Annotated in this window: 27 protein-coding genes; 14 read left to right on the forward strand and 13 right to left on the reverse strand. The window is 61.8% G+C overall.

Going from position 1 to position 24374, the window contains the following annotated elements; genetic code table 11:
- Positions 1–294: 294 nt before the first annotated feature.
- Positions 295–1335: an IS110 family RNA-guided transposase gene (locus GSQ88_RS26655; protein ID WP_159010977.1), complete on the forward strand. Its 1041-nt coding sequence runs from the start codon at positions 295–297 to the stop codon at positions 1333–1335.
- 328 nt (positions 1336–1663) lie between these two features.
- Here the strand turns inward: GSQ88_RS26655 and gor are convergent, their stop codons facing one another.
- The 3 genes from gor to rpiA are packed head-to-tail and all read right to left on the reverse strand — an operon-like array spanning position 1664 to position 4317.
- On the reverse strand, positions 1664–3049 hold the full coding sequence (gene gor / locus GSQ88_RS26660) for a glutathione-disulfide reductase (protein ID WP_159010741.1): 1386 nt from the start codon (positions 3047–3049) through the stop codon (positions 1664–1666).
- Positions 3050–3093: 44 nt separating this feature from the next.
- Positions 3094–3597, reverse strand: coding sequence for a DUF2059 domain-containing protein (locus GSQ88_RS26665; protein WP_159010742.1), 504 nt, complete (start codon positions 3595–3597; stop codon positions 3094–3096).
- 24 nt (positions 3598–3621) lie between these two features.
- The gene (gene rpiA / locus GSQ88_RS26670; protein WP_159010743.1) at positions 3622–4317 is read right to left on the reverse strand and encodes a ribose-5-phosphate isomerase RpiA; all 696 of its coding nucleotides are present in this window, start codon (positions 4315–4317) and stop codon (positions 3622–3624) included.
- Positions 4318–4506: 189 nt separating this feature from the next.
- On the opposite strand from rpiA, the gene GSQ88_RS26675 reads away from it, so the two are divergent.
- From GSQ88_RS26675 to GSQ88_RS26700, 6 genes are all read left to right on the forward strand, one after another.
- Positions 4507–5193: an HAD-IA family hydrolase gene (locus GSQ88_RS26675; protein ID WP_159010744.1), complete on the forward strand. Its 687-nt coding sequence runs from the start codon at positions 4507–4509 to the stop codon at positions 5191–5193.
- 155 nt (positions 5194–5348) lie between these two features.
- Entirely contained in the window at positions 5349–5852 is a 504-nt protein-coding gene (locus tag GSQ88_RS26680) for a hypothetical protein (protein WP_159010745.1), read from the forward strand.
- Positions 5853–5994: 142 nt separating this feature from the next.
- Positions 5995–7032 carry a GTP 3',8-cyclase MoaA gene (gene moaA, locus GSQ88_RS26685; protein ID WP_502706771.1) on the forward strand — a complete coding sequence of 346 codons (1038 nt, stop codon included), beginning with the start codon at positions 5995–5997 and terminating at the stop codon, positions 7030–7032.
- Positions 7033–7337: 305 nt separating this feature from the next.
- Positions 7338–7877: a TRAP transporter small permease subunit gene (locus GSQ88_RS26690; RefSeq protein WP_159010747.1), complete on the forward strand. Its 540-nt coding sequence runs from the start codon at positions 7338–7340 to the stop codon at positions 7875–7877.
- The gene (locus tag GSQ88_RS26695; RefSeq protein ID WP_159010748.1) at positions 7874–9478 is read left to right on the forward strand and encodes a TRAP transporter large permease; all 1605 of its coding nucleotides are present in this window, start codon (positions 7874–7876) and stop codon (positions 9476–9478) included. Before GSQ88_RS26690 ends, GSQ88_RS26695 begins: the two co-directional genes overlap by 4 nt.
- Positions 9479–9607: 129 nt before the next feature.
- Positions 9608–9862, forward strand: a complete 255-nt coding sequence (locus GSQ88_RS26700) for a hypothetical protein (RefSeq protein ID WP_159010749.1) — start codon at positions 9608–9610, stop codon at positions 9860–9862.
- 394 nt (positions 9863–10256) lie between these two features.
- Here GSQ88_RS26700 and GSQ88_RS26705 read toward each other — a convergent pair whose 3' ends face one another.
- The 3 genes from GSQ88_RS26705 to GSQ88_RS26715 all read right to left on the reverse strand — a co-directional run bounded on the left by GSQ88_RS26705 (position 10257) and on the right by GSQ88_RS26715 (position 13051).
- Entirely contained in the window at positions 10257–11345 is a 1089-nt protein-coding gene (locus GSQ88_RS26705) for a TRAP transporter substrate-binding protein (protein ID WP_159010750.1), read from the reverse strand.
- A gap of 309 nt (positions 11346–11654) precedes the next feature.
- Positions 11655–12743 carry a TRAP transporter substrate-binding protein gene (locus GSQ88_RS26710; RefSeq protein ID WP_159010751.1) on the reverse strand — a complete coding sequence of 363 codons (1089 nt, stop codon included), beginning with the start codon at positions 12741–12743 and terminating at the stop codon, positions 11655–11657.
- A 68-nt stretch (positions 12744–12811) separates the two neighbouring features.
- A complete protein-coding gene (locus GSQ88_RS26715) occupies positions 12812–13051 on the reverse strand; it encodes a hypothetical protein (protein WP_159010752.1) in 240 nt (79 codons plus the stop codon).
- A gap of 136 nt (positions 13052–13187) precedes the next feature.
- Here GSQ88_RS26715 and GSQ88_RS26720 point away from each other — a divergent pair, with 136 nt between their 5' ends.
- Both GSQ88_RS26720 and GSQ88_RS26725 read left to right on the forward strand, forming a co-directional pair.
- Positions 13188–13859 carry a transposase gene (locus GSQ88_RS26720; RefSeq protein ID WP_159010753.1) on the forward strand — a complete coding sequence of 224 codons (672 nt, stop codon included), beginning with the start codon at positions 13188–13190 and terminating at the stop codon, positions 13857–13859.
- 157 nt (positions 13860–14016) lie between these two features.
- Complete coding sequence (locus GSQ88_RS26725; RefSeq protein WP_159010754.1) at positions 14017–14349, forward strand: DUF6572 domain-containing protein; 333 nt, start codon at positions 14017–14019, stop codon at positions 14347–14349.
- A 64-nt stretch (positions 14350–14413) separates the two neighbouring features.
- On the opposite strand, the gene apbC is transcribed toward GSQ88_RS26725, so the two are convergent.
- Positions 14414–15580: an iron-sulfur cluster carrier protein ApbC gene (gene apbC, locus GSQ88_RS26730; protein WP_159010755.1), complete on the reverse strand. Its 1167-nt coding sequence runs from the start codon at positions 15578–15580 to the stop codon at positions 14414–14416.
- 180 nt (positions 15581–15760) lie between these two features.
- Positions 15761–16162, reverse strand: coding sequence for a VOC family protein (locus GSQ88_RS26735; RefSeq protein WP_159010756.1), 402 nt, complete (start codon positions 16160–16162; stop codon positions 15761–15763).
- Between the two features lie 341 nt (positions 16163–16503).
- Between GSQ88_RS26735 and GSQ88_RS26740 the strand changes: the two genes are divergently transcribed.
- From GSQ88_RS26740 to GSQ88_RS26755, 4 genes are all read left to right on the forward strand, one after another.
- Positions 16504–17373 carry an NAD(P)-dependent oxidoreductase gene (locus GSQ88_RS26740; protein WP_159010757.1) on the forward strand — a complete coding sequence of 290 codons (870 nt, stop codon included), beginning with the start codon at positions 16504–16506 and terminating at the stop codon, positions 17371–17373.
- Between the two features lie 230 nt (positions 17374–17603).
- Positions 17604–19199, forward strand: a complete 1596-nt coding sequence (locus tag GSQ88_RS26745) for a sensor histidine kinase (RefSeq protein ID WP_159010758.1) — start codon at positions 17604–17606, stop codon at positions 19197–19199.
- 60 nt (positions 19200–19259) lie between these two features.
- Positions 19260–19469 carry a DUF1289 domain-containing protein gene (locus GSQ88_RS26750; protein WP_159010759.1) on the forward strand — a complete coding sequence of 70 codons (210 nt, stop codon included), beginning with the start codon at positions 19260–19262 and terminating at the stop codon, positions 19467–19469.
- A 31-nt stretch (positions 19470–19500) separates the two neighbouring features.
- Positions 19501–20013 (forward strand): TIGR02281 family clan AA aspartic protease, encoded by a 513-nt coding sequence (locus GSQ88_RS26755; RefSeq protein ID WP_159010760.1) that lies wholly within the window; start codon positions 19501–19503, stop codon positions 20011–20013.
- A 105-nt stretch (positions 20014–20118) separates the two neighbouring features.
- On the opposite strand, the gene dusA is transcribed toward GSQ88_RS26755, so the two are convergent.
- The 5 genes from dusA to GSQ88_RS26780 all read right to left on the reverse strand — a co-directional run bounded on the left by dusA (position 20119) and on the right by GSQ88_RS26780 (position 24188).
- Positions 20119–21108 (reverse strand): tRNA dihydrouridine(20/20a) synthase DusA, encoded by a 990-nt coding sequence (dusA, locus tag GSQ88_RS26760; protein WP_174248112.1) that lies wholly within the window; start codon positions 21106–21108, stop codon positions 20119–20121.
- 566 nt (positions 21109–21674) lie between these two features.
- Positions 21675–22016 (reverse strand): hypothetical protein, encoded by a 342-nt coding sequence (locus GSQ88_RS26765; RefSeq protein WP_159010761.1) that lies wholly within the window; start codon positions 22014–22016, stop codon positions 21675–21677.
- 148 nt (positions 22017–22164) lie between these two features.
- The gene (locus GSQ88_RS26770; protein WP_159010980.1) at positions 22165–22773 is read right to left on the reverse strand and encodes a hypothetical protein; all 609 of its coding nucleotides are present in this window, start codon (positions 22771–22773) and stop codon (positions 22165–22167) included.
- Positions 22766–23440 (reverse strand): DUF2135 domain-containing protein, encoded by a 675-nt coding sequence (locus tag GSQ88_RS26775; RefSeq protein WP_159010979.1) that lies wholly within the window; start codon positions 23438–23440, stop codon positions 22766–22768. Before GSQ88_RS26775 ends, GSQ88_RS26770 begins: the two co-directional genes overlap by 8 nt.
- Positions 23430–24188 carry a MotA/TolQ/ExbB proton channel family protein gene (locus GSQ88_RS26780; RefSeq protein WP_159010762.1) on the reverse strand — a complete coding sequence of 253 codons (759 nt, stop codon included), beginning with the start codon at positions 24186–24188 and terminating at the stop codon, positions 23430–23432. Before GSQ88_RS26780 ends, GSQ88_RS26775 begins: the two co-directional genes overlap by 11 nt.
- Between GSQ88_RS26780 and GSQ88_RS35055 the strand changes: the two genes are divergently transcribed.
- Positions 24148–24357 carry a hypothetical protein gene (locus tag GSQ88_RS35055; RefSeq protein WP_174248103.1) on the forward strand — a complete coding sequence of 70 codons (210 nt, stop codon included), beginning with the start codon at positions 24148–24150 and terminating at the stop codon, positions 24355–24357. The two genes, GSQ88_RS26780 and GSQ88_RS35055, sit on opposite strands and share 41 nt — an antisense overlap.
- Positions 24358–24374: the final 17 nt, after the last annotated feature.

A 24374-nucleotide genomic window follows, 5' to 3' on the forward strand; every position in this document is an offset into this window, starting at 1 on the left:
GCATTTCAGCCCGCCGCCGGGTTGCGGCGAACTCCGCGACAACTGTGAGGAGGCTGGATGGTTCCGCGGGGGCGCGAGCGTCCCGAGGTCGTCATTGACGTTGATGACGATGCTCCACCCACCGCCGTCGTCCCGGCCTTGCGCCGGGACCCATAACCCCTGGCGTTGATTGTAACAGAAGGCATCCGCAACACTGCCAAAACGGGAGTCCTCGGCGTGATGGTGTGGACGGCCCCCTACGGCATCAGTTGTGCCAGAATGAGGTTGTTGAGATCTCAGACAAGGGAGCCGTCCGTGAGCCAGATTATCCGCCTTGGAATGGATACGTCGAAGCATATTTTTCAGCTACATGGGGTTGATTCTGCAGAGCGGCCGGTGTTGCGCAAGAAGCTTCGGCGCGGCGAGATGTTGGCTTTTTTTGCCAAGTGTCCGCCCACCATTATCGGGATGGAAGCCTGCGCCGCGTCGCATTACTGGGGGCGGAAGTTGCGCGAACTCGGGCACGAGGTGAAGCTGATCGCGCCGCAGCACGTGAAGGCCTACGTCAAGCGCAACAAGAACGACGGGCGCGACGCCGAGGGACTATGCGAGGCGATGAGCCGGCCGACGATGCAGTTCGTGCCAGTGAAGACCGAGGAGCAGCAGGCCGCCTTGATGCTGATGGGAGTTCGCGAGCATCTGGTCAAAAGGCGTACCCAGCTTGGCAACGCGATCCGCGGCTATGCGGCAGAGTTTGGTCTGATCACCGCCAAGGGTCTCGACAAGATTGAGCCGCTATTGGCGCGGATCGCGCAAGACCAAAGCTTACCAGAACTGGCGCGTGAGATATTTGCGATGCAGGGCCGCGACTATGCGCGGCTGCAGGTCGAACTGAAGACGATCGAGGCTAGGCTGCGGGCTTGGCACCGCGCCAATGCCGATAGCCGCCGTCTGGCGGAGATTCCGGGGGTCGGGCCGATTTGCGCCACGGCGCTGGTGATGAAGGCGCCCGATCCACATGCGTTTCCGTCCGGTCGGCACTTTGCCGCCTGGATGGGGCTTACTCCGAAAGACCATTCCACCGCTGGCAAGACCAGGATCGGCAAGATTACCCGCGCCGGGGATGAGATGCTGCGCAGCGTGCTGGTGGCGGGAGCTACCGCCGTGATCCAGCAGGCGAAGAAGGGCCGTGGTCATCCGGCACCCTGGCTGGTGGCGCTGCTGGCGCGCAAGTCGCCGAAGCTCGCAGCGGTGGCGCTCGCCAACAAGATTGCCCGCATCGCTTGGAAGCTATTGACGACGGGCGAGAGTTACAACGATGCGCGGATGCCCGGCGCATCCGCAGTCGCCACTTAAGAGATCGGCCGGTCGGCTAGCTCGCCAACCGGCTGAGCCGGAGCTGCAAGAGGAGATCAGATGGTAGGATCGATCGATCCGAGGTGCGAGACACTCCGTGGGACCCATTGGCCTGCAAAGGTCGCTGGCGTGTTTGGAACTCGCGTCGCGGAAACCATCTTGGCCAGCGGTCTATCAACCGCATCAACAGGCCGGACATATGGATGCAAGCGATCCGATCAGACCCTGAAAAAAACTCTTGTGGCACGGGGGCCGTCCACATATGGGTCCCGGCTCAAGGCCGGGACGACGTAGATGAGCGCCTTTGCCCACCCTACGCTCCTCGTTCCTACTCCGCGGCTTCCCGCACGTAGCGCGCGGTCGGCGTGCGCATGGTCACGAGTTCTTCCGCGGCGGTCGGATGCAACGCGAAGGTGGCGTCGAAATCGGCCTTGGTGGCTTTCATCCTGACCGCGATCGCGATGGCCTGGATGGTTTCGGCGGCGGCGTCGCCGACGATATGGCAGCCGACCACGCGGTCGCTGCCGGCGTCGACCACCAGCTTCATCAGGATGCGGGTATCGCGGCCGGACATCGTCGACTTGATGGGACGAAAATCGGTCTTGTAGATATCGACGTGGCTGAACTGCGCGCGCGCTTCGGCTTCGGTCAATCCCACCGTGCCGACTTCGGGCTGCGAGAACACCGCGGTCGGAATCGTCGCATGATCGACCTGCACCGGGCGTTTGCCGAACACGGTGTCGGCGAACGCATGGCCCTCGCGGATCGCCACCGGGGTTAGATTGATGCGGTTGGTGACGTCGCCGACCGCATAGATGTTCGGCACCGACGTGCGGGAAAAGCCATCCACGACGATGCCGCCATGATGCGCGCTGACCGCGACGCCGGCCTTCTCCAGCCCAAGGCCGTTGATGTTGGGATGGCGGCCGATCGCAAACATCACCTTGTCGGCGGCAATGCTCGATCCGCTCGACAGATGGGTCGCAAAACTCTTGCCGTGCGGCTCGATACTCTTGATGGTGCAGCCGGTGAGGATGGTGATGCCCGCCATCTCCATCTCCTTGCGGACATGGGCTCGAACGTCCTCGTCGAAGCCGCGCAGGATATTGTCGCCGCGATAGATCACCGTGACATCGGAGCCGAAGCCGGAAAAAATGCCGGCGAATTCCAGCGCGATATAGCCACCGCCCTGGATCACGACGCGCTTCGGCAATTCCGGCAGATGAAATGCTTCATTCGACGAAATCACGTGCTCGATACCGGGAATCGCCGGGCCGTGGTTCGGCGTGCCGCCGGTCGCGACCAGGATATATTTCGCCGTGACAATGCGGCCGTTGGAAAGCCGCAGCGTGTGCGCATCCTCGATCACGGCGCGGGCCTTGACGACCTCCACCCCGGCCTTTTCGGCATTCGTGGTGTAGATGCCTTCGAGCCGGCCGATCTCCTTGTCCTTGTTGGCGACCAGGGTCGGCCAATCGAAACTCACCGAAGGAATGCTCCAGCCGAAGCCCGCGGCATCCTCGATCTCATGATGAACACGCGAGCCGATCACGAACAGCTTCTTGGGAACGCAGCCGCGGATCACGCAGGTGCCGCCCATCCGGTATTCTTCGGCGATCATGACCCGCGCGCCGTAACCGGCGGCGATCCGGGCGGCGCGCACGCCGCCTGAACCTCCACCGATGACGAAAAGATCGACGTCGAACTCAGCCATGAGAAGCCCCGCCCGCTCTGGAGGACCAGATCATATCTGCTTGATCAGATTTGCTTGCCGCGCTTGCGCATCTCGGCGCGGAATTCACCATTGACGATTTGCGCGAACTGCTGCGCCCACTGATTCATGAAGGTCACGCTTTCCTGAATGGCCTTGGGTTCGGTCGACAGCAGCTTCTGGCCTAGCGGCGACTTATAAAACACCACCAGATCCTTCAGTTCCTGTTCGGTGAAATCACCGGCATAGATCTTCGCCATGCCTTCGCCGATTTCGCTCTCGCGGCCGGCCAGCTTCTGGGCAACCATCACCGAGACCTCGTTGAGATCTTTTTGATAGTTGAGATTGTTCTGGATCAGCTGTTCCTTGGTCTGCTCGACAAGGTTGGGCACCGCGGCGGCATACATGGCGCTGGCGTTTTTCATCGCCAGGATTTCCTTGGCGGAAGCAAGCGCGGCCGGAGAAGCCGTTTGAGCCCCTGCCGGCGTGCCGGCCAGCGCCAGCCCCAGTACCAGGCCCGCGGCCGACAAAATTCTCGAAAGGCTCTTCATTCCTAACTCTCCTCGATTGCGGCATTACCGCCGTTCAACAACGCGAATTCCATGGGCCGCACCAGCCAATATCGCCGTGCTCGCAAGACCAATGAACAGCCCGTGCTCGACCACGCCCGGTATGGCATTGAGCAACCCCGCCAAGCGTGGGGCATCGGCTATTCGTTCAAGATGGGCGTCCACAATCCAGTGGCCGCCATCGGTGACGAAAACGTGACCGTCCTTGCCGTTCCGGACCACCATTTGCCCGGAAACACTGCTTTCGGCAAAGGCCTTGGCGATGGCGCGCCGCGTCGCCGCCAGCCCGAACGGAATGACCTCGATGGGGAGCGGAAAGCGGCCGAGAACATCGACCCATTTGGAATCGTCGGCGATGACGATCATGCGGTCGGACGCCGCGGCTACGATTTTCTCGCGCAGCAACGCGCCGCCGCCGCCCTTGATGACATTGAGCGCCGGCTCGATTTCGTCGGCGCCGTCGATCGTCAGATCGAGGCGATCGATGTCGTCGAGCGTGGTCAGGCGAATGCCGCAGCGCTCGGCTTGCGCGCGGGTCACCTCCGATGTCGGCACCCCGATGACATCAAGCCCGGCGCGGACCCGCTCGCCGAGCAGGTCGACAAAATGCTTGGCGGTGGATCCCGTCCCGAGGCCAAGCTTCATGCCGTCGCGCACCTCTTCGAGCGCACGCGCCGCCGCTTGCCGTTTGAGTTCTTCCATATCCACGCGCAAGGCCTGTGTTTTCTTTAGGAATAGCTGCCGATCGAACGATCGGCGGCGGGGGTTCGGCGGGGCATATCTAGCGTCGTTTTACCGGGAGGAACAGTATTATACCCCCCGGTCTGGCGGTAATCGATCACTTCCAGCCGCCCACTTGCATGATTGGGCCGGGAACGCTAGCGATCCCGGATGACCTCTGTTCGCACCGTTGTATTCGATCTCGATGGCACGCTGGTGGATACCGCGCCCGACCTGATCAAAGCGCTCAATTTCGTGCTCGATCGCGAGGGATTGCCGCCGATTCCGCTGCATTCCGCACGCAACATGATTGGCGCCGGCGCCCGGCGGATGATCGAACGCGGCCTTGAGGCCGAGGGGCGCGTCGCAACGCCCGCCGACATCAGCCGGCTTACGAGCGATTTCATCGATTATTACGCCGCCCATATCGCCGACGGCTCGCGCCCGTTCGAAGGGCTGGAAGACGCGCTCGATGATCTCGCTGCCCGCGGCTATCAATTCGCGGTTTGCACCAACAAGCTGGAATGGCTGTCAAAACGGCTGCTCGACCAGCTCGGATTGACCCCGCGGTTTGCCGCGATCTGCGGCGCCGATACGTTTGGCGTCTCAAAGCCCGACCCGGTCATCCTGCAACAGACCGTGGCGCGCGCGGGCGGCCGGCTGGCGTCGACCGTGATGGTGGGCGATGCCGGTCCGGACGTCGGGGTGGCGCGGCGTGCTGGCGTCCCGGTCGTCTGTGTCGAATTCGGCTACACCGACGTTCCGGTCGCCGATCTCAAGCCGGACCTGCTGATCGGGCATATGCGCGATTTGCCGGCGGCGGTCGAAAGCCTGATGGCTCGCCATAAGTCGCCGTAAACACCTGATTTTGTTTCTATATATTATTTGATAAGGAACAAAATTAACCATCACTTAACGATGAAGCCGCGCATGGTTGCGCGGGTCTCCCGAGGCTTCTATGGTCGCCGTTGGGGATTGTGGCAGTTTGCCGCAGTTAAAGTGACGGGTTACTCATGCGTCGTGTCATCGTGATTGCCGCAGCAGGCTTCAGCCTGGCTGGCTGCTCTTCCTTTTCCATGGGTGACTACTTCAAGTCGACCCCGCCGGTGGTGCAGGTCCAGCTGGATTCGACGCCGCAAGGCGCCGACGCCCGCACCTCGCTCGGACCGGGCTGCAAGACCCCGTGCACGGTCTCCGTCCCGGCTCCGGAAAACGGCAGCTTCACGGTCACCTACTCCCTCAACAAGTTCCAGCCGGCCACGGTGCCGGTGTCGGTGGTGCGTAACCCCGGCGACTTCGCCTCGGCAGGCACCGTCAACGTCGATCCCAATCCGGTCGTAGCCCTGCTTCAGCCGGCCGGACCGCCGCCGAAGCCGCCCCGGAAGCACGGGATGCGGCCGAAAAAGCCGAGGCCGCCAAAGGGTGACGCGGCAGCACCGCCGCCGCCAGCGGATTCGCCGTTCCCGGCACCGGCCGCTAGTGCCCCTCCTCCTCCGGCGCCTCCGCCGCCCCGCTGATTGTTTGCACTGCACTCAATACGGGGTGCAGCCAGCGAACTGCGAGGTAGCAATTGTATGCGCCTTGCATGACGCATACATTGTGACTGCAAAGCAGCCGCCATAGGCGTATGGCGGATGGCTTGGTCACAAGGGTAGTTGAATGAACGGACCCGTATTGTTGAGCCCTGGCGCGCCGTTGGCGCGCCCGATGACCGACCCGTTTGGCCGGTCGATCAGTTATCTGCGCGTGTCGGTCACCGATCGCTGCGACCTGCGCTGTTTTTATTGCATGTCGGAAGACATGACATTCCTGCCCAAGGCCGATTTGCTCACGCTGGAGGAGCTCGACCGGCTGTGTTCGGCGTTCATCGCCAAGGGTGTGCGAAAGCTCCGGCTGACCGGCGGCGAGCCGCTGGTCCGGCGCAACGTGATGTCGCTGGTGCGCTCGCTGTCGCGCCACCTCGACAGCGGCGCGCTAGACGAATTGACCCTGACCAGCAACGGCTCGCAACTGGCGCGCTTTGCCACCGAGCTGCGCGACTGTGGCGTACGCCGCATCAACGTCTCGCTGGACACGCTGGATCCCGCCAAATTCCGCGCCATCACCCGCTGGGGCGATCTCGACAAGGTGCTGGATGGCATTGAGGCTGCGCGCGCCGCGGGTCTCGCGGTGAAGATCAATGCGGTGGCGCTCAAGAACATGAACGAGGATGAGATCCCCGCGCTGATGCAATGGGCGCACGGCAAAGGCATGGCGCTGACCTTGATCGAGGTGATGCCGATGGGCGATATCGGCGAAGGCCGCATCGACCAGTATGTGCCGCTGTCGCTGCTGCGCGGCCGCCTCGCCCAGCAATTCACCCTGACCGACCTGGCCGACGATACCGGCGGGCCGGCGCGTTACGTGCACGTCAGCGAGACCGGCGGCAAGCTCGGCTTCATCACGCCGATGACCCATAATTTCTGCGAGTCCTGCAATCGGGTGCGGATCACCTGTACCGGCACGCTGCATACCTGCCTCGGCCACGAGGATGCCTCCGACCTGCGCAAGCCGCTGCGGGCGTCCACCGACAATGAACTGCTCGCGGCGGCGATCGATCGCGCGATCGGGCTAAAACCCAAGGGCCACGACTTCATCATCGATCGGCGGCACAAAGGCCCGAGCGTCAGCCGGCATATGAGCGTCACCGGCGGTTAATTGGGTCCTGTCGGGTGGCATAGCTCTCCCGGCGTGAAGCGAAAATTCCCCTACGATATCAACAAACTTCCGATTGACGGCGGTGTTGCGCGCTGGTTTGGTGCGGCGGCTTCATGCTGGCTCGGCTGGACAAGCCGCTGCGCCTGATGCGCAAGCCAACACAGCAGAAGCGCCGTTGGGGGAGGATGTCAGTTGCAATCGCTCGTGAAGATGAGCCATGAGGCCGCGCGTTCGGATCGCGCCGGCGAAGCGGCGTCGGCCGAAACGATCGGCATCGCCTGATGGCCGGCGCCGGGGAGAAAACCATGCGCCCGTTGCTGGCCGTCAGCACCGCGATCGACCTGATCAATGAAAAGATCGGCTATGTCTGCAATTTCCTGGTGCTGGCCGCCTGCCTGGTAAGCGCCGGCAACGCCATGATCCGCTATGCCTTCGGCTACAGTTCGAATGGCTGGCTCGAGCTGCAATGGTACATGTTCGCGATCCTGGTGATGTTCGGGGCGTCCTACACCTTCAAGCGCAATGAACATGTCCGAGTCGAAATCTTCTATCTGTTCCTGTCGGAACGCGGCCAGCTCTGGCTCGACCTGATCGGCACGCTGTTCTTCCTGATCCCGGCCTGCCTGCTGCTGAGCTATCTGTCATGGCCGTTCTTCCATCAGGCTTACGTGGTCAATGAGATGTCGGGCAATGCCGGCGGACTGATCCGCTGGCCGATCAAGTTCGTGATCCCGGCTGGCTTCGTGATGCTGGCGCTGCAAGGCGTCTCGGAGGTGATCAAGCGCATCGCCGCGCTGCGCGGCGAAGTCACGATCGATGCGAAGTACGAGAGGCCGACGCAATGATTACGCTGCAGACGATGCCGCCGATGATGTTCGGCGGCCTCGTGATCGCGATGCTGATCGGCTTCCCGGTGGCGTTCACGCTGGCCGCGGTCGGGCTGTCGTTCGGATTTCTCGCGATCCACCTCGGATTCTTCGACCTGAACTTTTTGCAGGCGATACCGGGCCGCGTGTTCGGCAGCGTGCTGTCCAACGAACTGCTGCTCGCGATCCCCTTCTTCACCTTCATGGGCGCGATCCTGGAGCGCTGCGGGCTTGCCGAGGACATGCTGGATTCGATGGGCCAGTTGTTCGGGCCGATCCGCGGCGGCCTCGGCTATTCGGTGATTCTGGTCGGCTTCATCCTCGGCGCCATCACCGGCACGGTGGCAGCCCAAGTGATCGCGATGGCGATGATCTCGATGCCGATCATGATCCGCTACGGCTACAACATCCGCTACATCACCGGCGTGCTGGCGGCCTCGGGCACCATCACCCAATTGGTGCCGCCGTCGCTGGTGCTGATCGTGCTGGCCGATCAGCTCGGCAAGTCGGTCGGCGACATGTATCTCGGCGCCTGGGGCCCGTCGATTTTCCAGATCTTCCTGTTCGCCGGCTACACCTTCGTGCTCGGCATCTTCAAGCCACATTATCTGCCGCCGGTGCCGGTCACGGAATTGACGCTGACCGGATGGCCGCTGTGGCGCAAATGCCTGATGGGCATCATCCCCTCGGCGGTGCTGATCTTTGTCGTGCTCGGCACCATGATGATGGGGCTGGCAACGCCGACCGAAGCCGGCGCCATGGGCGCGGTCGGCGCCATCGTGCTGGCGGCGATCCACAGCAAGGACTTCTCTACCACCGGCCGCAAGGTGTTGATCATTGGCGTGATCGCCGGCGGCATCGGCACCATCATCGGCATGTTCATGACCGAGGGCGTGCTGTTCAAGACCGCCTTTGCCGTCACCTATCTGGCGGTGGTGTGGATCTGCCTCGAGGCGGTTCGGATTCCCGAACTGCGCGACCTGATCAAGCAGGGCTATGAGACCACGATGCGCATCACCACCATGGTGACGTTCATCCTGATCGGCTCGACCTGCTTCTCGGTGGTGTTCCTCGGCGTCTCCGGCGGCGTCTGGCTGGAAAACCTGTTGACCTCGCTGCCCGGCGGCGTCTGGGGTTTTCTCATCTTCATCAACCTCTTCATCTTCTTCCTGGCGTTCTTCCTGGATTTCTTCGAGATCGCCTTCATCATCCTGCCGATGATCGCGCCGATCGCGCAGAAGATCCTGGGACCCGTGGTGGGCGATGGCCCGGCGCTGATCTGGTTCGGCGTCATGCTCTGCGTCAACATGCAGACCTCGTTCATGCATCCGCCGTTCGGCTTTGCGCTGTTCTATCTGCGCGGCGTCGCGCCGAAGGAAGTCAAGAGCTCGGACATCTATTGGGGCGCCCTGCCCTGGGTCGGCCTGCAAGCCTTGATGGTGATTCTCGTGATCGCGTTCCCGATCACGGTGACCGGCCTGCTCGACAAGCCGGCCAATGTCGATCTCAACAAGGTCAAGATCGATGTTCCGCAAATGGAGCTGCCGCCGCTCGATTTCGGGCCGCCGGCAAAGCAATAGCGCGCTGGGTTTTTCCGTTGCTGGCGGCGCGTAGCGGGACGACAGGTCGCCCCCGATATCGCGCCGGTTGCGGTTTTTGGTTGTCACCGACTGTGTAATGTTATAACATTACGCCATGGAGATATTCCGATGAGGCCATACATTGAGGCTGCGCTCCCAGGTCCCGAGAATGTCAGCGAATTGCAGACAGCGTTTCGCTTCGACGAAGCCAGGGTGCATGTCCGAAACGCCGTGAAGCGCGCAGAGGCCGACGGCATTTCGAGTGAGACTTTGGCCCTTGCCCTCATTGGCGAGGCGCTGCCGCCGATTGTCCATGAGCACGGGCCAATGTGGGCGGCCACGGTACTGATGCAACTCGCCCGCCGTCTGCGCGCCGGGCTTTAGATTTGGAGCGTCCCTTGGGCGAAGTTGTACAATTTGTCTCAAAGTCCGAGCTTGAACGGGCGCGTCTCATCAGAGAGGCCCGCGCGGTATACGAGAGCATATTCCCTGACGCTGAAGCGCCCCGGCAGCCAAAACGCGGATAGTCTGGCACCGGGCGCGCATTCACGCGTCCCGTTGGCGCATCCGGACGATGGCTGTGCCGAGGAAATAAGGGCGATTGGAATTGCAAAACCCCGAAGCTTTCGCCGGCGTTTTGCGTTCGCGAATTATCTGGACGTGCGACGAGCAAAGCGCGTAGCCCGCATGAGCTCTTGCGATATGCGGGACGACAGGCCGCTCCCGGATATCGCACGAGCTCATCCGGACGACGGCTACTACAACTACGTCGCAGCGATCACCCCTGGGCGTGGCGCGCCATGAAGTTGTCGTAGCCGACTTCGGCGACCTGGAACCATTGATAGCCGGTGCTGGTATAGGCCGTGATCGAGTCGTAGACCTTCTTGAAATTCGCGTTGGTCGCCGCGACCTCGCTGTTGAGCTCCTTGGTCGCCTTGTAGCTCGCTTCCATGATGGCGGGCGAGAAGCCGTGCAGCTTGGTGCCGCCGGCCAATAGCTTCTTCAACGCGAGCGGATTGACCGTGTCGTATTTCGCCATCATCCAGTTGTTGGCGTAATGCCCGGCCTGTTCGAGCACGCTCTGGTAGTATTTCGGCAAGCTATTCCACTTCTCGAGGTTGATCATCGCGAGCAGGATCGGACCGCCCTCCCACCACCCCGGATAATAATAATGCGGCGCGACCTTGTAGAGGCCGAGCTTCTCGTCGTCATAGGGACCGACCCACTCCGCCGCGTCGATGGTGCCTTTTTCCAGCGCGGGATAGATGTCGCCGCCGGCCAATTGCTGCGGCACGCAGCCGAGCTTCTGCATCACGCGGCCGGCAAAACCGCCGATGCGGAATTTCAGGCCTTGCAGATCGTCGACGGTATTGATCTCCTTGCGAAACCAGCCGCCCATCTGGCAGGTGGTGTTGCCGGCGATCAGCGAGGTGACATTGTAGCTCTTGTAGAACTCGTTGAGGATTTCCTTGCCGCCGCCCAGCATGTACCAGGCCTGATTGAGGCGCGCGTTGGGGCCGAACGGAATGCAGGAGCCGAAGGTGAAGGTCGGGTCCTTGCCGAAATAATAATACGACGCGGTGTGGCCCACCTCGACGGTGCCGTTCTGCACGGCGTCGAGAACCTGCAAGCCGGGAACGATCTCACCGGCGGCAAAGGTCTGGATCTGGAATTTATTGTCGGTGGCTTCGGCGACCATCTTGGCCATCTGCTCGGCGGCGCCATGCAGGGTGTCGAGCGATTTCGGCCAGCTCGTCGTCATGCGCCATTTGATCTCCGGCGTCGATTGCGCGATCGCAGGTGCTGCCATGGTCGCCGCACCCGCGGCAGCCAGCCCCGTGACCTTGATAAACTCTCTGCGCTTCATGGACTGTTTCCCCCTGATGGTATGACTCTTGGTTTGAGCCTGATCTTCTCGGAAAACCGGTTTCCACTTTTCCGGATCAGGCTGTAGCCTTCGTATCGAGGCTTGGGTCCGAGCATGGAACATCCCAATGCGGATTGCCATCCCCCAACCGCGGCCCGATGACGCAGAAAGGCCCGGCCTCCTGCGGGAGACCGGGCCTTGTTGCGATGAGCCGTAGGATGGGTTGAGCGCTTGCGAAACCCATCGCCTCCGTCGAAAGCGAAGTGATGGGTATCGGAAGTGCTCAACCCATCCTACAGAAGCAGGCGATCAGCCCCGCGTGCGCGAGCGGATCATGAAGCTGTCGAAGGTATATTCGGCCACCTGCCACCACAGATACTGGTCGGAGCGATAGGCCTGCATCGCGTCGATCGACTTCTTGAAGTCGGCGTTCTGCGCGGAGATTTCGCCCCACAATTCGTTGCTCGCCTTCAGGCAGGCTTCCAGCACCTCGTTGGTGAACGGGCGAAGCTGGGTGCCGCCGGCCACCAGGCGCTTCAGCGCGGTCGGGTTCTGCATGTCATAGCGCGCCGCCATCCAGCTGTTGGCGTTGGCGCATGCGTTGTTGATGATGGCCTGGTAGTTCTTGGGCAGCGAGTTCCACTTCTCGAGATTGCAGAACGCGTGGACCGTCGGGCCGCCTTCCCAGAAACCGGGATAGTAGTAATATTTCGCGACCTTCTGGAAGCCGAGCTTTTCGTCGTCATAGGGACCGACCCATTCGGCCGCATCGATCGTGCCCTTCTCCAGCGCCGGATAGATGTCGCCGCCGGCGAGCTGTTGCGGCACCACGCCGACCTTCTGCAGCACCTGGCCGGCAATGCCGCCGATGCGGAATTTCAGCCCCGACAGGTCGGCGACCGTCTTGATCTCCTTGCGGAACCAGCCGCCCATCTGGGTGCCGGTGTTGCCGCAGGGAAAACCGATCACGCCGAATTTCTTGAAGAACTCGTTGCCGAGCTCCTGGCCGCCGCCCTGATACCACCAGGAATTCTGCATGCGGGCGTTGAGGCCGAACGGCACCGACGCATAGATCGCAAACGTGGGATCCTTGCCGACGTAATAATAGGCGACCGTGTGGCTCATCTCGATGGTGCCGTTGGAAGTCGCATCGAGCGCTTGCAGGCCGGGAACGATTTCACCGGCGGAAAACACCTGGATCTGGAATTTGTTGTCGGTCATTTCCGCGACATATTTCGCGAACTCGAGCGAGCCGCCGTACAGCGTATCGAGCGACTTCGGGAAGCTCGACGTCATGCGCCATTTCAGCTCCGGCATCGATTGCGCGATCGCCGGCGAGGCCACGGCCGTGGCGGCGGCGCCGACTGCGGAAACCTTCAAAAAATCACGACGCTTCATTCAGGCATCTCCTTGGTGGGGCATTCCCCGATTGTGGCGAGCGCTCTTCCGGCGGGACGAATCCCACATCATCCGGGGCGCTCTGGCAGGCGGGCTTTAACACGGAACTGGCCGCCCGAAAACGCGACAATGGCATGACCGCACCGATTAAACCAAAGTCGCATGGCCGAGGCCTGGCTCGGGGGCGCACCGCCGAGCAGAAAACGCCGCGCCACGTCGACGACACAATCGGCCATCATCGGCCATAGAGCATGGCTGCGGCTGCAGACCGCGATCGTCGGGCGGATTAGCGAAGCGTAATCCGCCATCGTTGTTTCCGCGATTCGGGGACACAGGCTACGCACGAGAGCGCAACGATTGCGCGGCACCCACCTACGTTAGAATTGGTATTACGGTGACAGTGCACTCAATTGACTTGTCGCGCCCTGGCGGACACTATGCCCCATGGCCCGCCTCGCCCGTGTCGTCATCCCCGGTCATCCGCACCATGTCACCCAGCGTGGCAACGGCCGCGCGCGGACCTTCTTCGGCGATGATGATTATGCGCTTTATCGCGACCTGCTCACCGAGAATTGCCGCAGCGCCGGGGTCGAGGTGTGGGCCTGGTGCCTGATGCCGAACCACGTGCACCTGATCCTGGTGCCGTCCGATCCCGACGGGCTGCGCCGCGCGCTGGCGCGGGTGCATCGTAGCTATGCGGGCGTCATCCAGGCGCGGCGCAAGCGCAGCGGGCATTTCTGGCAGGGCCGGTTCGGCGCCGTCGCCATGGACGAGCAACATCTCGCGGCGGCGCTGCGCTACGTCGCCCTCAACCCGGTACGGGCGCGGCTGGTGGAGCGGGCGCAGGATTGGCGGTGGTCGAGCACGCGCGCGCATCTGCGCGGCAAGGACGACGGCGTCACCGCGCTGAAACCCATCAGGGATCGCTTCCCCCACTTCGCCGATCTGCTCGCGAGCGAGCCGGAGACTGACCTGTTCGAACGCCTGCGCGCCGCCGAGAGCATCGGCCGGCCGCTTGGAGACGATCGCTTTCTCGCGCGTCTCCAGCGGGTGACAGGGCGTGTCCTCAAACCAGGTAAACGCGGGCCGAAGCCGTCCGCACCGGAAAAGGGTTGAGAATGGGAAAAGGGTTGAAAATGGTCATCGCGGAACCGGGAGTTAAGTGCACTGGACTGCAAAGCGGCGGTACGATTGTTGGCGCGGGTAAGCCTGGGTTCCCTGGCGGGTTGCAGCTTGCCCCCACAGCCGTTCAAATCCTTCGAGGACCTTGATCATGTCGATCGATCAGACGGATACAATTGACTTAGCCACCATAGACAAGGCTTCGGGTGATCTATGGCTTACGATCAGCGATCATCTGTCGTGGGAGGAGAGTGAAGGCGACCACCTCGTTCTCCTACAGAACAAACTCAACGCCTATCTGCGATTCATCGAAAGTGGTGAGGTATTCAAAAAGGTCCCTGATGCCAAGGGGCGCAGCGTCGTTATAAATCTTGTCGGGAAATTCCCTCTGAGCCAAAAAGCTGATTCCTTCTTCGAGAAAGCGCGAGCTGCCATAGAAGGCTCAGGCTTCCGATTACAGTTCAGCCTTATGCGTCCCAATTGAGTTAGCCGATGCGGTCGGTAGAGGCCGATTTTGGTGAAGGGATGACCTGTGGCAGCCGCCGCCGCTACAACGCCGCCCCAGCAATCACGCCCTGCAACTGCTCGCGGACCTTGGCGCCGATCTGCCGATAGATCACGGCATGCGGGCCGTCGGGCTCGCTCTCCACCACCGGGGTGCCCGCATCCGATGCGGTGCGGATTGACATATGCAAGGGGATCTCGCCCAGGAACGGTACGCCAAGCCGCTCGGCCTCGTGGCGCGCGCCGCCGTGGCCGAAAATGTCCGATCGGGTGCCGCATTCAGGACACTGGAAATAACTCATGTTTTCGACAATACCCAACACCGGCACGTTGACCTTGCGGAACATCGCCAGGCCGCGCCGCGCATCGATCAGCGACAGATCCTGCGGTGTCGAAATGATCACGGCGCCCTTGAGCGGAACGTTCTGCGCCAAGGTCAATTGCGCGTCGCCGGTGCCCGGCGGCATATCGACCACGAGCACATCAAGGGTGCCCCACGCGACATCGCGCAACATCTGGGTGATGGCCGACATCACCATCGGCCCGCGCCAGATCATCGCGGTGTCTTCCTCGACCAGAAAACCGATCGACATGATCGCCAGACCGAAACGCGCGATCGGGATCATCTTCTTGTTGTCGTCCAAGGTGGGCTTTTCGCGGATCCCGGTCAGCCGCGGCACCGACGGCCCGTAAATATCGGCGTCGAGCAGGCCGACCCGCAAACCGAGATCGCGCAGGCCGAGCGCCAGATTGAGCGCCGTGGTCGATTTGCCGACGCCTCCTTTGCCGGACGCCACCGCGATCACCGCGGAGATACCGGGGATTTCCGCCTGCTTGGCCATCGGCGATGCCGGACTTTGCGGCGGCCGATGCGAGGCCACGGGCTGCACGCCGTGGCTGTGGCCATGGCTGTGGTTGTGTGGCGCGGATGTTGGTGCAGGTGGCGGCGGCGCTGCCGCGCCGGCCCTGCGTTCGGCCGTCAACGCGACCATCGCATTGGTGACGCCGGGAATGGCGCGGACCGCTTGTTCCGCCTGCGCCCGAATGCTTTCCCAGGCGCGGGCTTCGGCAGCATCGACATTGATCGAGAAAAACACCTTGCCGTCGCTGACCGAAATCGCCGACAGCACATTGGCATTGGTCAGACCGACGCCGCGCGGCGACATCACCTTGGCCAGGCTATCAAGCACCTGCTGCTGCGTCACGCTCACAAAATATCTCCCGAAAAACCCAAAGACCGTAGGGCGGATTAGCGTTAGCGTAATCCGCCGCTAAAGCTGCCGAGTTGGCGGATTACGCCTTCGGCTCATCCGCCCTACGATCTGGAACCCACATCTTGGCGCAACAGATAGTGCGATCCGGCCGAAAAGGATACCCGTTGCCGGGCAGCATCAGGCCGGTTGCTGCACGTCTTCCTTGGACATTTCGTAGTTGAGCTCGATCATCACGCCATTGGGATCGGTGACGAAAATCTGCCAGACCTCGACGCCCGGTACTTCGCGGACATCGAACGGCAGCGCTTTGGAGCTGAGCCGCCGCTTCATATCGGCGAAACCGCGACTGGCAAAGGCGACATGGTGGACGACGCCGGAATCCGGCTTTTGCCGCTCGCTGGTCTGCGCAATATCGACCAGATGAACCACCGGCTTGCCTTCGCTGTACATCCAGGCCCCGGGGAACGCGAAATTCGGCCGGTCGCCCTTGGAAAGGTCGAGCACTTCCTCGTAGAAGCGGACGGTTTCGCCGAGTTTGGCGGTGCGGATATTGAAATGATCGAGTAAACCCACGCTCATGCTGTCACTCCCATTATTTCGCCCATTATTTCGCCGGCATTTTGCCGGTTATTTTGCTGCGATCACAAGGCAGACACCTTAGAGCCTTTTCCGTTCCGATGGAATCGGAACGGAGCTCTGGTCTTTGTTTTGACGCGTTTTCTGGCTCGAAAACGCTCTGGCACCAGAGCATGCCCGCTGGCCAAACGAAGGCGTTGCCCTTCATGCGGCAGGGTTTATGGTGCGGTATTCCACGTCGACGGCGGGGCCTGTTTCAAGCATCGAACCGGTCATTTCGCCCCCCTCTCCTGCATACCATCCGGCCGAGCTAACCGCGCCGGCAAAACCCCAAGGTTGTACACATGGCTAAAGTCGCTTTTCTCGGTCTCGGCGTCATGGGCTTTCCCATGGCGGGACATTTGGTGAAAAAAGGTGGTCACGAGGTGACGGTCTACAACCGCACCGCCGCCAAGGCCAAGGAATGGGCCGACAAATTCGGCGGCAAAACCGCGGCGACGCCGAAGGCCGCCGCCGAGGGCCAGGATTTCGTCATGTGCTGCGTCGGCAACGACCATGATCTTCGCTCGGTCACCCTGGGCGCCGACGGCGCCTTCGCCGGCGTCAAGAAGGGCGCGACCTTCGTCGATCACACCACCGCATCCGCCGAAGTCGCCCGCGAGCTCGATGCCGCCGCCACCAAAGCCGGTTTCAAATTCATCGATGCGCCGGTATCGGGCGGACAGGCCGGCGCGGAAAACGGCGTCCTGACGGTGATGTGCGGTGGCAGCGCCGACGCCTATGCCGGCGCCGAGCCGGTGATCGCGGCCTATGCGCGGATGTGCAAGCTGCTTGGTCCCGCCGGCTCCGGCCAGCTGACGAAAATGGTCAACCAGATCTGCATCGCAGGCCTGGTCCAGGGCCTCTCCGAAGGCATCCATTTTGCCAAGAAAGCCGGCCTCGACGTCCCCGCGGTGATCGACACCATCGCCAAGGGCGCCGCCCAGTCCTGGCAGATGGAGAACCGCTACAAGACCATGAACGAGGGCAAGTTCGATTTCGGCTTCGCGGTCGAATGGATGCGCAAGGATCTGTCGATTTGTCTCACCGAGGCCCGCCGCAATGGCGCCAACCTGCCGGTGACCGCATTGGTCGATCAATTCTATGCCGAAGTCGAGAAGATGGGCGGCAAGCGCTGGGATACGTCGAGCCTGCTGGCGCGGCTGCAGCGCTGAGACGCCAAGACTTCGTCATTGCGAGCGCAGCGAAGCAATCCAGGCCACGAGCACGGCTGGATTGCTTCGTCGCTGCGCTCCTCGCAATGACGGAGAGCTCCCGCAAAACGTTAATTTAACCTCCCGTTAACGAGATTCTCCCGCTCTTTAAGGTCGCTCTTAAGGATTTGGCGCGACAGATAGACGATGCAAAAGCCCGCGCGGTTCGCGGGCAGGATTTGTGTTGTTTGATGAGTAATCCCGCCGATAAGCCAGAGGTCGTGCAGCTCCCGGTCGAGCCGCCGGTCGTACCGTCGGTCAACAACCGGCGTGTCGCCGCCCAGCGGGTGCGGGAGGCCCGCGACCGGTTAACGTCGACCAGCGGAACCCGCCCCGCCTTCGATCGCGAACTGCTCCGGCAATACGCCCAAACCCGGCTGTCGGCGTCCTATGTCGTGATGCTGCTGGTGGTGGCGACCGGCGTGTTGTTCGGGCTGTGGATGAAGCCGGTCGCAGCAGCCGCGTGGACCTGCGGCATGCTCTGCATCCATGCGGTGATGATCCGCAGTTGCCGCCGGTTCCTCGCCGAGCCGCCCTCGCTGATCGCGACCCGCAAATGGCGCACCCGGTTCATCCTGCTCGATCTCTTGTACGGCCTGTGCTGGACCGCGATCCTGATCCATCCGGCCAGCCCCGACATGACGTCGAACACGCTGATGATGTTCCTGATGCTGCTGGTGATCGCAGTATCGAGCATGCTGGCGGCGAACCTGCCGATCGCGGCGTTGGTCGCGACCGCCCCGGTCACCGCGGCGATCGCCGTCAATTTCGTACTCACCGGCACCTTCGACAATTACGTGCTGGCGCTGCTCGCGCTCGCCGCCGAAGGCTACTTCGCCCTGCTCGCCCGCCGCCTGCATTCGACCACGCTCGATACGCTGGAGGCACGCGCCGAAAAGGACGCGCTGATCGGCGAGCTCGAACAGGCCAAGGCGATCTCGGACGAAGCGCGCCATCGCGCCGAATCCGCCAACGTCGCCAAATCGCGTTTTCTGGCGCAGATGAGCCACGAACTGCGAACGCCGCTCAATGCGATCCTCGGATTTTCCGAGGTGATGAAGAGCGAGATCTTCGGCGGCCATGCGGTGCCGGTCTACAAGGAATACTCAGCGGACATTCATAATTCCGGCGTTCATTTGCTCAACCTCATCAATGAAATCCTCGATCTGTCGCGGATCGAGGCCGGCCGCTACGAACTCAATGAGGAAGCCGTGTCGCTGGTGCACGTCGTCGCCGACTGCCATCACCTCCTGAAGCTGCGGGCGTCGAACCGCGGCATCACCATTCACGAGGTATTCGAGCAGGGCATGCCGCGGATCTGGGGCGACGAACGCGCGACGCGCCAGATCGTGCTCAATCTGTTGTCGAACTCCATCAAGTTCACGCCGCAGGCCGGCGAGATCTGGCTGAAGGTCGGATGGACCGCCTCGGGCGGGCAATATCTCAGCGTCAAGGATACCGGCTCCGGCATTGCCGAGGACGAGATTCCGATCGTGCTCGCCTCGTTCGGCCAGGGCTCCAATTCGATCAAATCGGCCGAGCAAGGCGCAGGGCTGGGCTTGCCGATCGCCAAAAGCCTGATCGACATGCATGGCGGTACCTTCACGCTGAAATCGAAGCTGCGCATCGGCACCGAGGTCATCGTCACCTTCCCGCCGGAACGCGTGATGTCGGCGCTGGCTCCGATGGCTGAGGAGGCCCCGCCGCTGCAACCTGATCCCATTGTCACCGACGACAAGCGGCGGGCCCGCAACAAGCCGATCATGAGCGCCGGCACCGGATTGTGATAGAGATGCCGATCACCCAGATACTTGCGCAAGCGACCGAAATCATTTCACACTCCGCCCATGAGCAAAGAAACGCCGTGCGTCGCCGTCTGTATGATCGACCCTCGAACCAGCCTCTGCTTTGGTTGCGGACGAACGCTGCCGGAGATCGCGCGCTGGCACCGCATGGACAGCGCCGAGCGGCATGCGGTGATGGCGCAGCTCGGAGCGCGCATGGCCGACGCCGGGCTGGTTCAGCTCGATGCCGCGGCCTCGCCGAAAGCCGGCTGACCCACGCAGGGTTTTACGCGGGGGGGCTGCTGTGAGCCGTATTCTGCTCGTCCTCATCATGCTGGCGGCGACCGCCGGCGCCGTGGTGGCCTATGGCGATCCGGAGCGGATCGCGCGTGCCGGCGATACCGTCTCGGACTTGCTGAAAACCCGCGCCAAGCCGCCGGTGCGCGCCGTGCAGATCGCGCGTGGCCAGGCCGGAGAATTCGCATTGCAGGCTAAGATCAACGGCGTCAACGCGCCGATGGTGATCGACACCGGCGCGACCTCGGTGGTGCTGACCTATGAGACGGCGAAAGCCGCGGGCCTGCCGCTGGAACTGCTCGAATACGACGTCGACGTCGAAACCGCCGGCGGACACACCAAGGCGGCGCGGCTGACACTCGATCGTCTCGCCATCGGCAAGCTGGTCGAGCGTTCCGTGCCGGCGCTGGTGGTGCCGCATGGCCAGATGAAAACCAATTTGCTCGGCATGAGCTTTCTGGACCGGCTCGAGAGCTGGGAAGTCCGCGCCGACCGCTTGATGCTGCACGGCTATCCCTAGAGCCTTTTGTTTTGACGCGCTTTCTTCACGCGAACCGGCATCCACGGAGCCTGTCATCGGGCGCGCATTTCGTGCGACCCGTTGGCTCGAAAACGCTATGGGCGACTACGCAGCGATAGACGCCGCGACACGGTCCTCGACCAGCGCGACCGCATCGCGTAGCACGTTCACGCCCGCGCCGGGCTTGACGCCATTCTCGGCCAAGTGACGGCGGAACGCGCGCGCCCCCGGCACGCCGTGAAACGCACCGACAAAATGCCGCGTGATCGAATGCAGCCGGACGCCTTGCGCGAGCTGACGCTCGATGTAAGGCGCCATCGCCTCGAACACGTGCTTCATCGCGGTGTGCGGCGCGCTCTCGCCAAACAGTTCGGAATCGACCGCCAGCAATCGCCAGGGGTCGTGATAGGCAGCGCGTCCCAGCATGACGCCATCGACATGACCAAGATGTTGCTTCGCCTCATCGAGGCTTGCGATCCCACCATTGATGATGACCGGTACATCCGGCATCGCGGCTTTCAGCCGATAGACCCGGTCGTAATCCAGCGGCGGGATGTCGCGATTTTCCTTCGGCGATAATCCGTTCAGCCAGGCCTTGCGGGCGTGGACGATCAGCGCGTCGCAACCCGCGGCAACGACATCGCGCGCCAGCACATCCAGCGCCACTTCCGGATCCTGGTCGTCGATGCCGATCCGGCATTTGACCGTGACGGGAATCCGCACCGCTCGCTTCATCGCATCGACGCCGCGCGCAACAAGGCCAGGCTCCGCCATCAGGCAGGCGCCGAAGCGGCCGTCCTTCACGCGATCCGACGGGCAGCCGACATTGAGATTGATTTCGTCATAACCAAAATCCTCACCGATCCTGGCCGCGATCGCGAGGTCGCCCGGATCCGAACCGCCGAGTTGCAGCGCGACCGGATGTTCGCTCGGATCAAACCCGAGCAGCCGCTGCCGATCGCCATGGATGATCGCCCCGGTCGTCAGCATCTCGGTATAAAGCCGCGCCCGCCGCGTCATCAAGCGATGGAACACCCGGCAATGCCGGTCGGTCCAATCCATCATCGGGGCCACGGAAAAGCGGTGAGTTAACATATTGATTTAATTTAGTTTTATGGCCTAAGGCCGTCCAACCGATTTCTCGGCCGACAAATGACCGGAGCGATAGACCTAAAGCATTTTCCTTTCTTTTCAACTGGTTAAACTAGCTCCCGGCTTCTTCACGTATTTCGTCTTCGTCGATCCTTCCTCGATCCAGTACTGCATTGCCGTACCGGTTGGGCCCGTGCAGTACCGCGGTGTTGCGCGCTGCCGGCTACGACTTCGACCACCGCGGTCTCAATAGCATCGCACAAGCGAAAGCCGATCAAGTCAGAAGCAAAGTAGCCCTGCGCTTTGTCGGTGCCTAGGCCCGCAATGCTCGGATCGTAGTTTCGGCGGTCACGTCGTATGACAAGTTGCACTCGGGGCGCACGATCATACGGACCAAACGTCGTGGGTTGAAACCTCCGACCCGCAACAGACGCCCCCACAGACTTAAGCCGATCGTAATTTCCTTGAGCATGAGGCGATTACTTGGGGGACATAAGAACATCGGCGCAAGTGCCGTTCGCCAGGTTTCAGAACCATCCGACCGGCTGCCAGCAACGCCTGACTGAAGTTCAGTGTGGACCGGGAACGTACTCCGCATGAGGCACCGGTCTGATTTCTTCAGGCCGCATGCGTGTCGCTTCGCTGAATTGCCTGAAGTTCATCGGCATACGCTTCATGGCATAGCCGGTAAGTTCCTTCCGAATCGCCTTGTTTAGTTTGTCTTTCTCCAGTCCGATGCCTTCGCTTGCGACAGTCGGCCTGATAAGCTCCAGTGCTACATTTCCATGCGGCACGACAAAGCCAAACACGCCTTCGGGGGTCACCGCCTCATCCATATATTTGCCGTTGAATATCATCTGGTAGGCAACTGAATAAAAGGCCGAGCGCGAGAAGTGGACGATCGTCAACACTTACAAGGATGCGGGAATGCCCGGCGCCAACAATTCGACGTCGTGTTGGCGGAAGCGCGAGCTAGATCACATCAGTCGCGATCAGGCGGATGTCGCCACGCGGCTGCCGTCTATAGCAGTTCATCGTGGAACTCGCCGATATTTCAGTCTATTGCGCGTCCTTGGGCGGCATGCGTGGTGGAAGAAGCGGTGTAAACGATGGCTCACTGCCAGCATGCGGGGTCGCGGCCGATCCGGCTCCGGGGGAAGGATCACCCCCGGACATCTCCATGACAACGCTCGGCGTGATGTATTCCCTTACGGCTTCGATAAGGCCGCCTTCGCCGTTGCCAAAATCGGCGGCGCGACCGCCCTGCGGGTGGCCGGCGGCGACTTCACTGGCAGCCTTGTCGGTTTTTTCGGCAAGCGAGTCGCTGTATGGAATGCGGTAGGCCCTGGGGATGCCACTTGGCCTATTGGTGTCGTCGAGCGCCTCGACCCATAGATAGATCGCTCCTGGATCGCCTTCGAGCGCATGCGGCTCCACGATGCGCGACTGCAGCAATTTAAAGGTGGCAGGCAATTGATCGACGCTGGCCCATCCCAGCAATCCGCGCACGCCGATAAAACTGACGAGGTAGAATGCGCTGGTCACGACCACGGCCAAAGCCTTGGCCGACCACGGCACGCGCGCATATGCCAGCACGACGAGCAACAGCGCACCGACGACCGCGTAGCTGAGCGACAATGCGAGAACGACCGATTGAAGGCTATTCACGGCGCGGCATCCTGACGCGTGTTTTCGGATCGAGATCCGCGCCGTTGTTGCGCTCGTTATGGAACGTTTCCAGCAGTGATTTCTGCCGATGCTGGACATCGATTACCTTACCTTCGGCATCCAGACTGAAACGCAGCGCGGTCTTTTCCTCACCGGTGTGATCGAGCGTCAACTTGTCGTCGAAAATCACTTGCGCGGTCGGATTGAGCTTCTGGACCTTTACCGTCGCTTCCACCGGCTGCGCGGTGGTCGCCTGGAAGTGCGAGACATTCACGGTATATTCGCCGGGGACGATGCCGCGGACGGTGACGATTTCTTCCCGGATCGGCGACGGGATCTTCCTGCCGTTGACCACGACGAAATCGTTGCCGCCGCCGCGATCGTCGCGGTCGAGCGTCAGGAAGCCGGCCTCGCGATGGCGATACCAGACGATATTGCCGACAGGGTCCTGCACGAAGAGATCCAGATCGTCCGGATGGCTATCCGGCCAGTCCATCGTGATGATGAATTCGGCTTTGGAATCGATCTTGCCGTCCTTCGAGTCCGGCGACACCGCGAGCAGCACAATGAAGAACATCAAGGAGATCACCTGCAACGCCTTGAACAGCATCACGCCAAGCGGGTCGAACGGCTCTTCGCGCGGATAGAGACCGAACTCATCCATGATGCTGACGTTCCAGGACCGGGGTGACGCGCGTCTCGGTCAGCGTGACGGCATCGGAAAACACCCGCCGGGTCGCAGCATCGAGCATGTAGTACTGAATTCTGACAAGGATGGAGCCGACGAGACCCGCCAGCGTCGTGTACATGGCCACCGCCATGCCGTCGCTCATCAACCCCATGGACGATTTCATGGCGACCTTGTCGGTCGCGTCTAGCGAGGCAATCGGGGCCAGCATGATGATGAAGCCGACGATTGTACCCAACAGGCCGAGTTTCATGAGCGTGTCGGAAGCGAATGCGCCGAACCCGTTGGAACCGCGCAACCGATCGGCCAGCGCGCGCAGCAGCAGCGTCTGGTCCATACGACCGACGCCCTGCGCCTTGGCCTTGGTAACAAGACTGCGGATGTGGTCCGTCACCATGCCGGCCGGCATCACCTCCGCATCGATCGTCGCCTCGATGCCGTCGGCAACCGGCAGGAACGCGCGGCAGCGCCTTGCAGCCTCGCCCTCCCGCGCAATCGCCCATGTCCGCCGCAGGCAATGGCAGGAGGTGATGAGGTAGAGCGCGGCGATGACGCTGGAAATATAGGTCCGATCGGAAGTGACCATCATTCGGATCAAGCCGTATCGCCACAGCAGGACCACGGCGAACACGCAAAGGCCGGTAAAGATCATCCAAAGCAGCAACGCTCCCCCTCCAGGAGCGTCGATGCCGGGCACGCCGTTTTTCGCGCGACGGATAGAACGCATCTGCCTTGGCTCCCTGAAACGGCTTCTTTCGAGCCCGGACCGCGAACAAGCCTCTGGTCTTCAGTTAAATCAGAGGCAGCAGATGCAGTCCAAAGAGATATGCCCGCGCCTTGTCGGGAAAATTGCCCAATTCCCGCCGGGCATCAAGCTTGCAATTGGCACCGAATAGGACTGTTGTTACGTTGA

Source organism: Bradyrhizobium sp. S69 (assembly GCF_009766005.1).
Lineage (GTDB): Bacteria > Pseudomonadota > Alphaproteobacteria > Rhizobiales > Xanthobacteraceae > Bradyrhizobium.

Coding starts and splice junctions, on each gene's coding strand:
- gor (WP_159010741.1), bottom strand. CDS start 3,049: ATGGCTGAGTTCGACGTCGATCTTTTCGTCATCGGTGGAGGTTCAGGC.
- GSQ88_RS26665 (WP_159010742.1), bottom strand. CDS start 3,597: ATGAAGAGCCTTTCGAGAATTTTGTCGGCCGCGGGCCTGGTACTGGGG.
- rpiA (WP_159010743.1), bottom strand. CDS start 4,317: ATGGAAGAACTCAAACGGCAAGCGGCGGCGCGTGCGCTCGAAGAGGTG.
- GSQ88_RS26675 (WP_159010744.1), top strand. CDS start 4,507: ATGACCTCTGTTCGCACCGTTGTATTCGATCTCGATGGCACGCTGGTG.
- GSQ88_RS26680 (WP_159010745.1), top strand. CDS start 5,349: ATGCGTCGTGTCATCGTGATTGCCGCAGCAGGCTTCAGCCTGGCTGGC.
- moaA (WP_502706771.1), top strand. CDS start 5,995: ATGAACGGACCCGTATTGTTGAGCCCTGGCGCGCCGTTGGCGCGCCCG.
- GSQ88_RS26690 (WP_159010747.1), top strand. CDS start 7,338: ATGCGCCCGTTGCTGGCCGTCAGCACCGCGATCGACCTGATCAATGAA.
- GSQ88_RS26695 (WP_159010748.1), top strand. CDS start 7,874: ATGATTACGCTGCAGACGATGCCGCCGATGATGTTCGGCGGCCTCGTG.
- GSQ88_RS26700 (WP_159010749.1), top strand. CDS start 9,608: ATGAGGCCATACATTGAGGCTGCGCTCCCAGGTCCCGAGAATGTCAGC.
- GSQ88_RS26705 (WP_159010750.1), bottom strand. CDS start 11,345: ATGAAGCGCAGAGAGTTTATCAAGGTCACGGGGCTGGCTGCCGCGGGT.
- GSQ88_RS26710 (WP_159010751.1), bottom strand. CDS start 12,743: ATGAAGCGTCGTGATTTTTTGAAGGTTTCCGCAGTCGGCGCCGCCGCC.
- GSQ88_RS26715 (WP_159010752.1), bottom strand. CDS start 13,051: ATGGCGGATTACGCTTCGCTAATCCGCCCGACGATCGCGGTCTGCAGC.
- GSQ88_RS26720 (WP_159010753.1), top strand. CDS start 13,188: ATGGCCCGCCTCGCCCGTGTCGTCATCCCCGGTCATCCGCACCATGTC.
- GSQ88_RS26725 (WP_159010754.1), top strand. CDS start 14,017: ATGTCGATCGATCAGACGGATACAATTGACTTAGCCACCATAGACAAG.
- GSQ88_RS26735 (WP_159010756.1), bottom strand. CDS start 16,162: ATGAGCGTGGGTTTACTCGATCATTTCAATATCCGCACCGCCAAACTC.
- GSQ88_RS26740 (WP_159010757.1), top strand. CDS start 16,504: ATGGCTAAAGTCGCTTTTCTCGGTCTCGGCGTCATGGGCTTTCCCATG.
- GSQ88_RS26745 (WP_159010758.1), top strand. CDS start 17,604: ATGAGTAATCCCGCCGATAAGCCAGAGGTCGTGCAGCTCCCGGTCGAG.
- GSQ88_RS26750 (WP_159010759.1), top strand. CDS start 19,260: ATGAGCAAAGAAACGCCGTGCGTCGCCGTCTGTATGATCGACCCTCGA.
- dusA (WP_174248112.1), bottom strand. CDS start 21,108: ATGTTAACTCACCGCTTTTCCGTGGCCCCGATGATGGATTGGACCGAC.
- GSQ88_RS35055 (WP_174248103.1), top strand. CDS start 24,148: ATGCCGGGCACGCCGTTTTTCGCGCGACGGATAGAACGCATCTGCCTT.
- GSQ88_RS26780 (WP_159010762.1), bottom strand. CDS start 24,188: ATGCGTTCTATCCGTCGCGCGAAAAACGGCGTGCCCGGCATCGACGCT.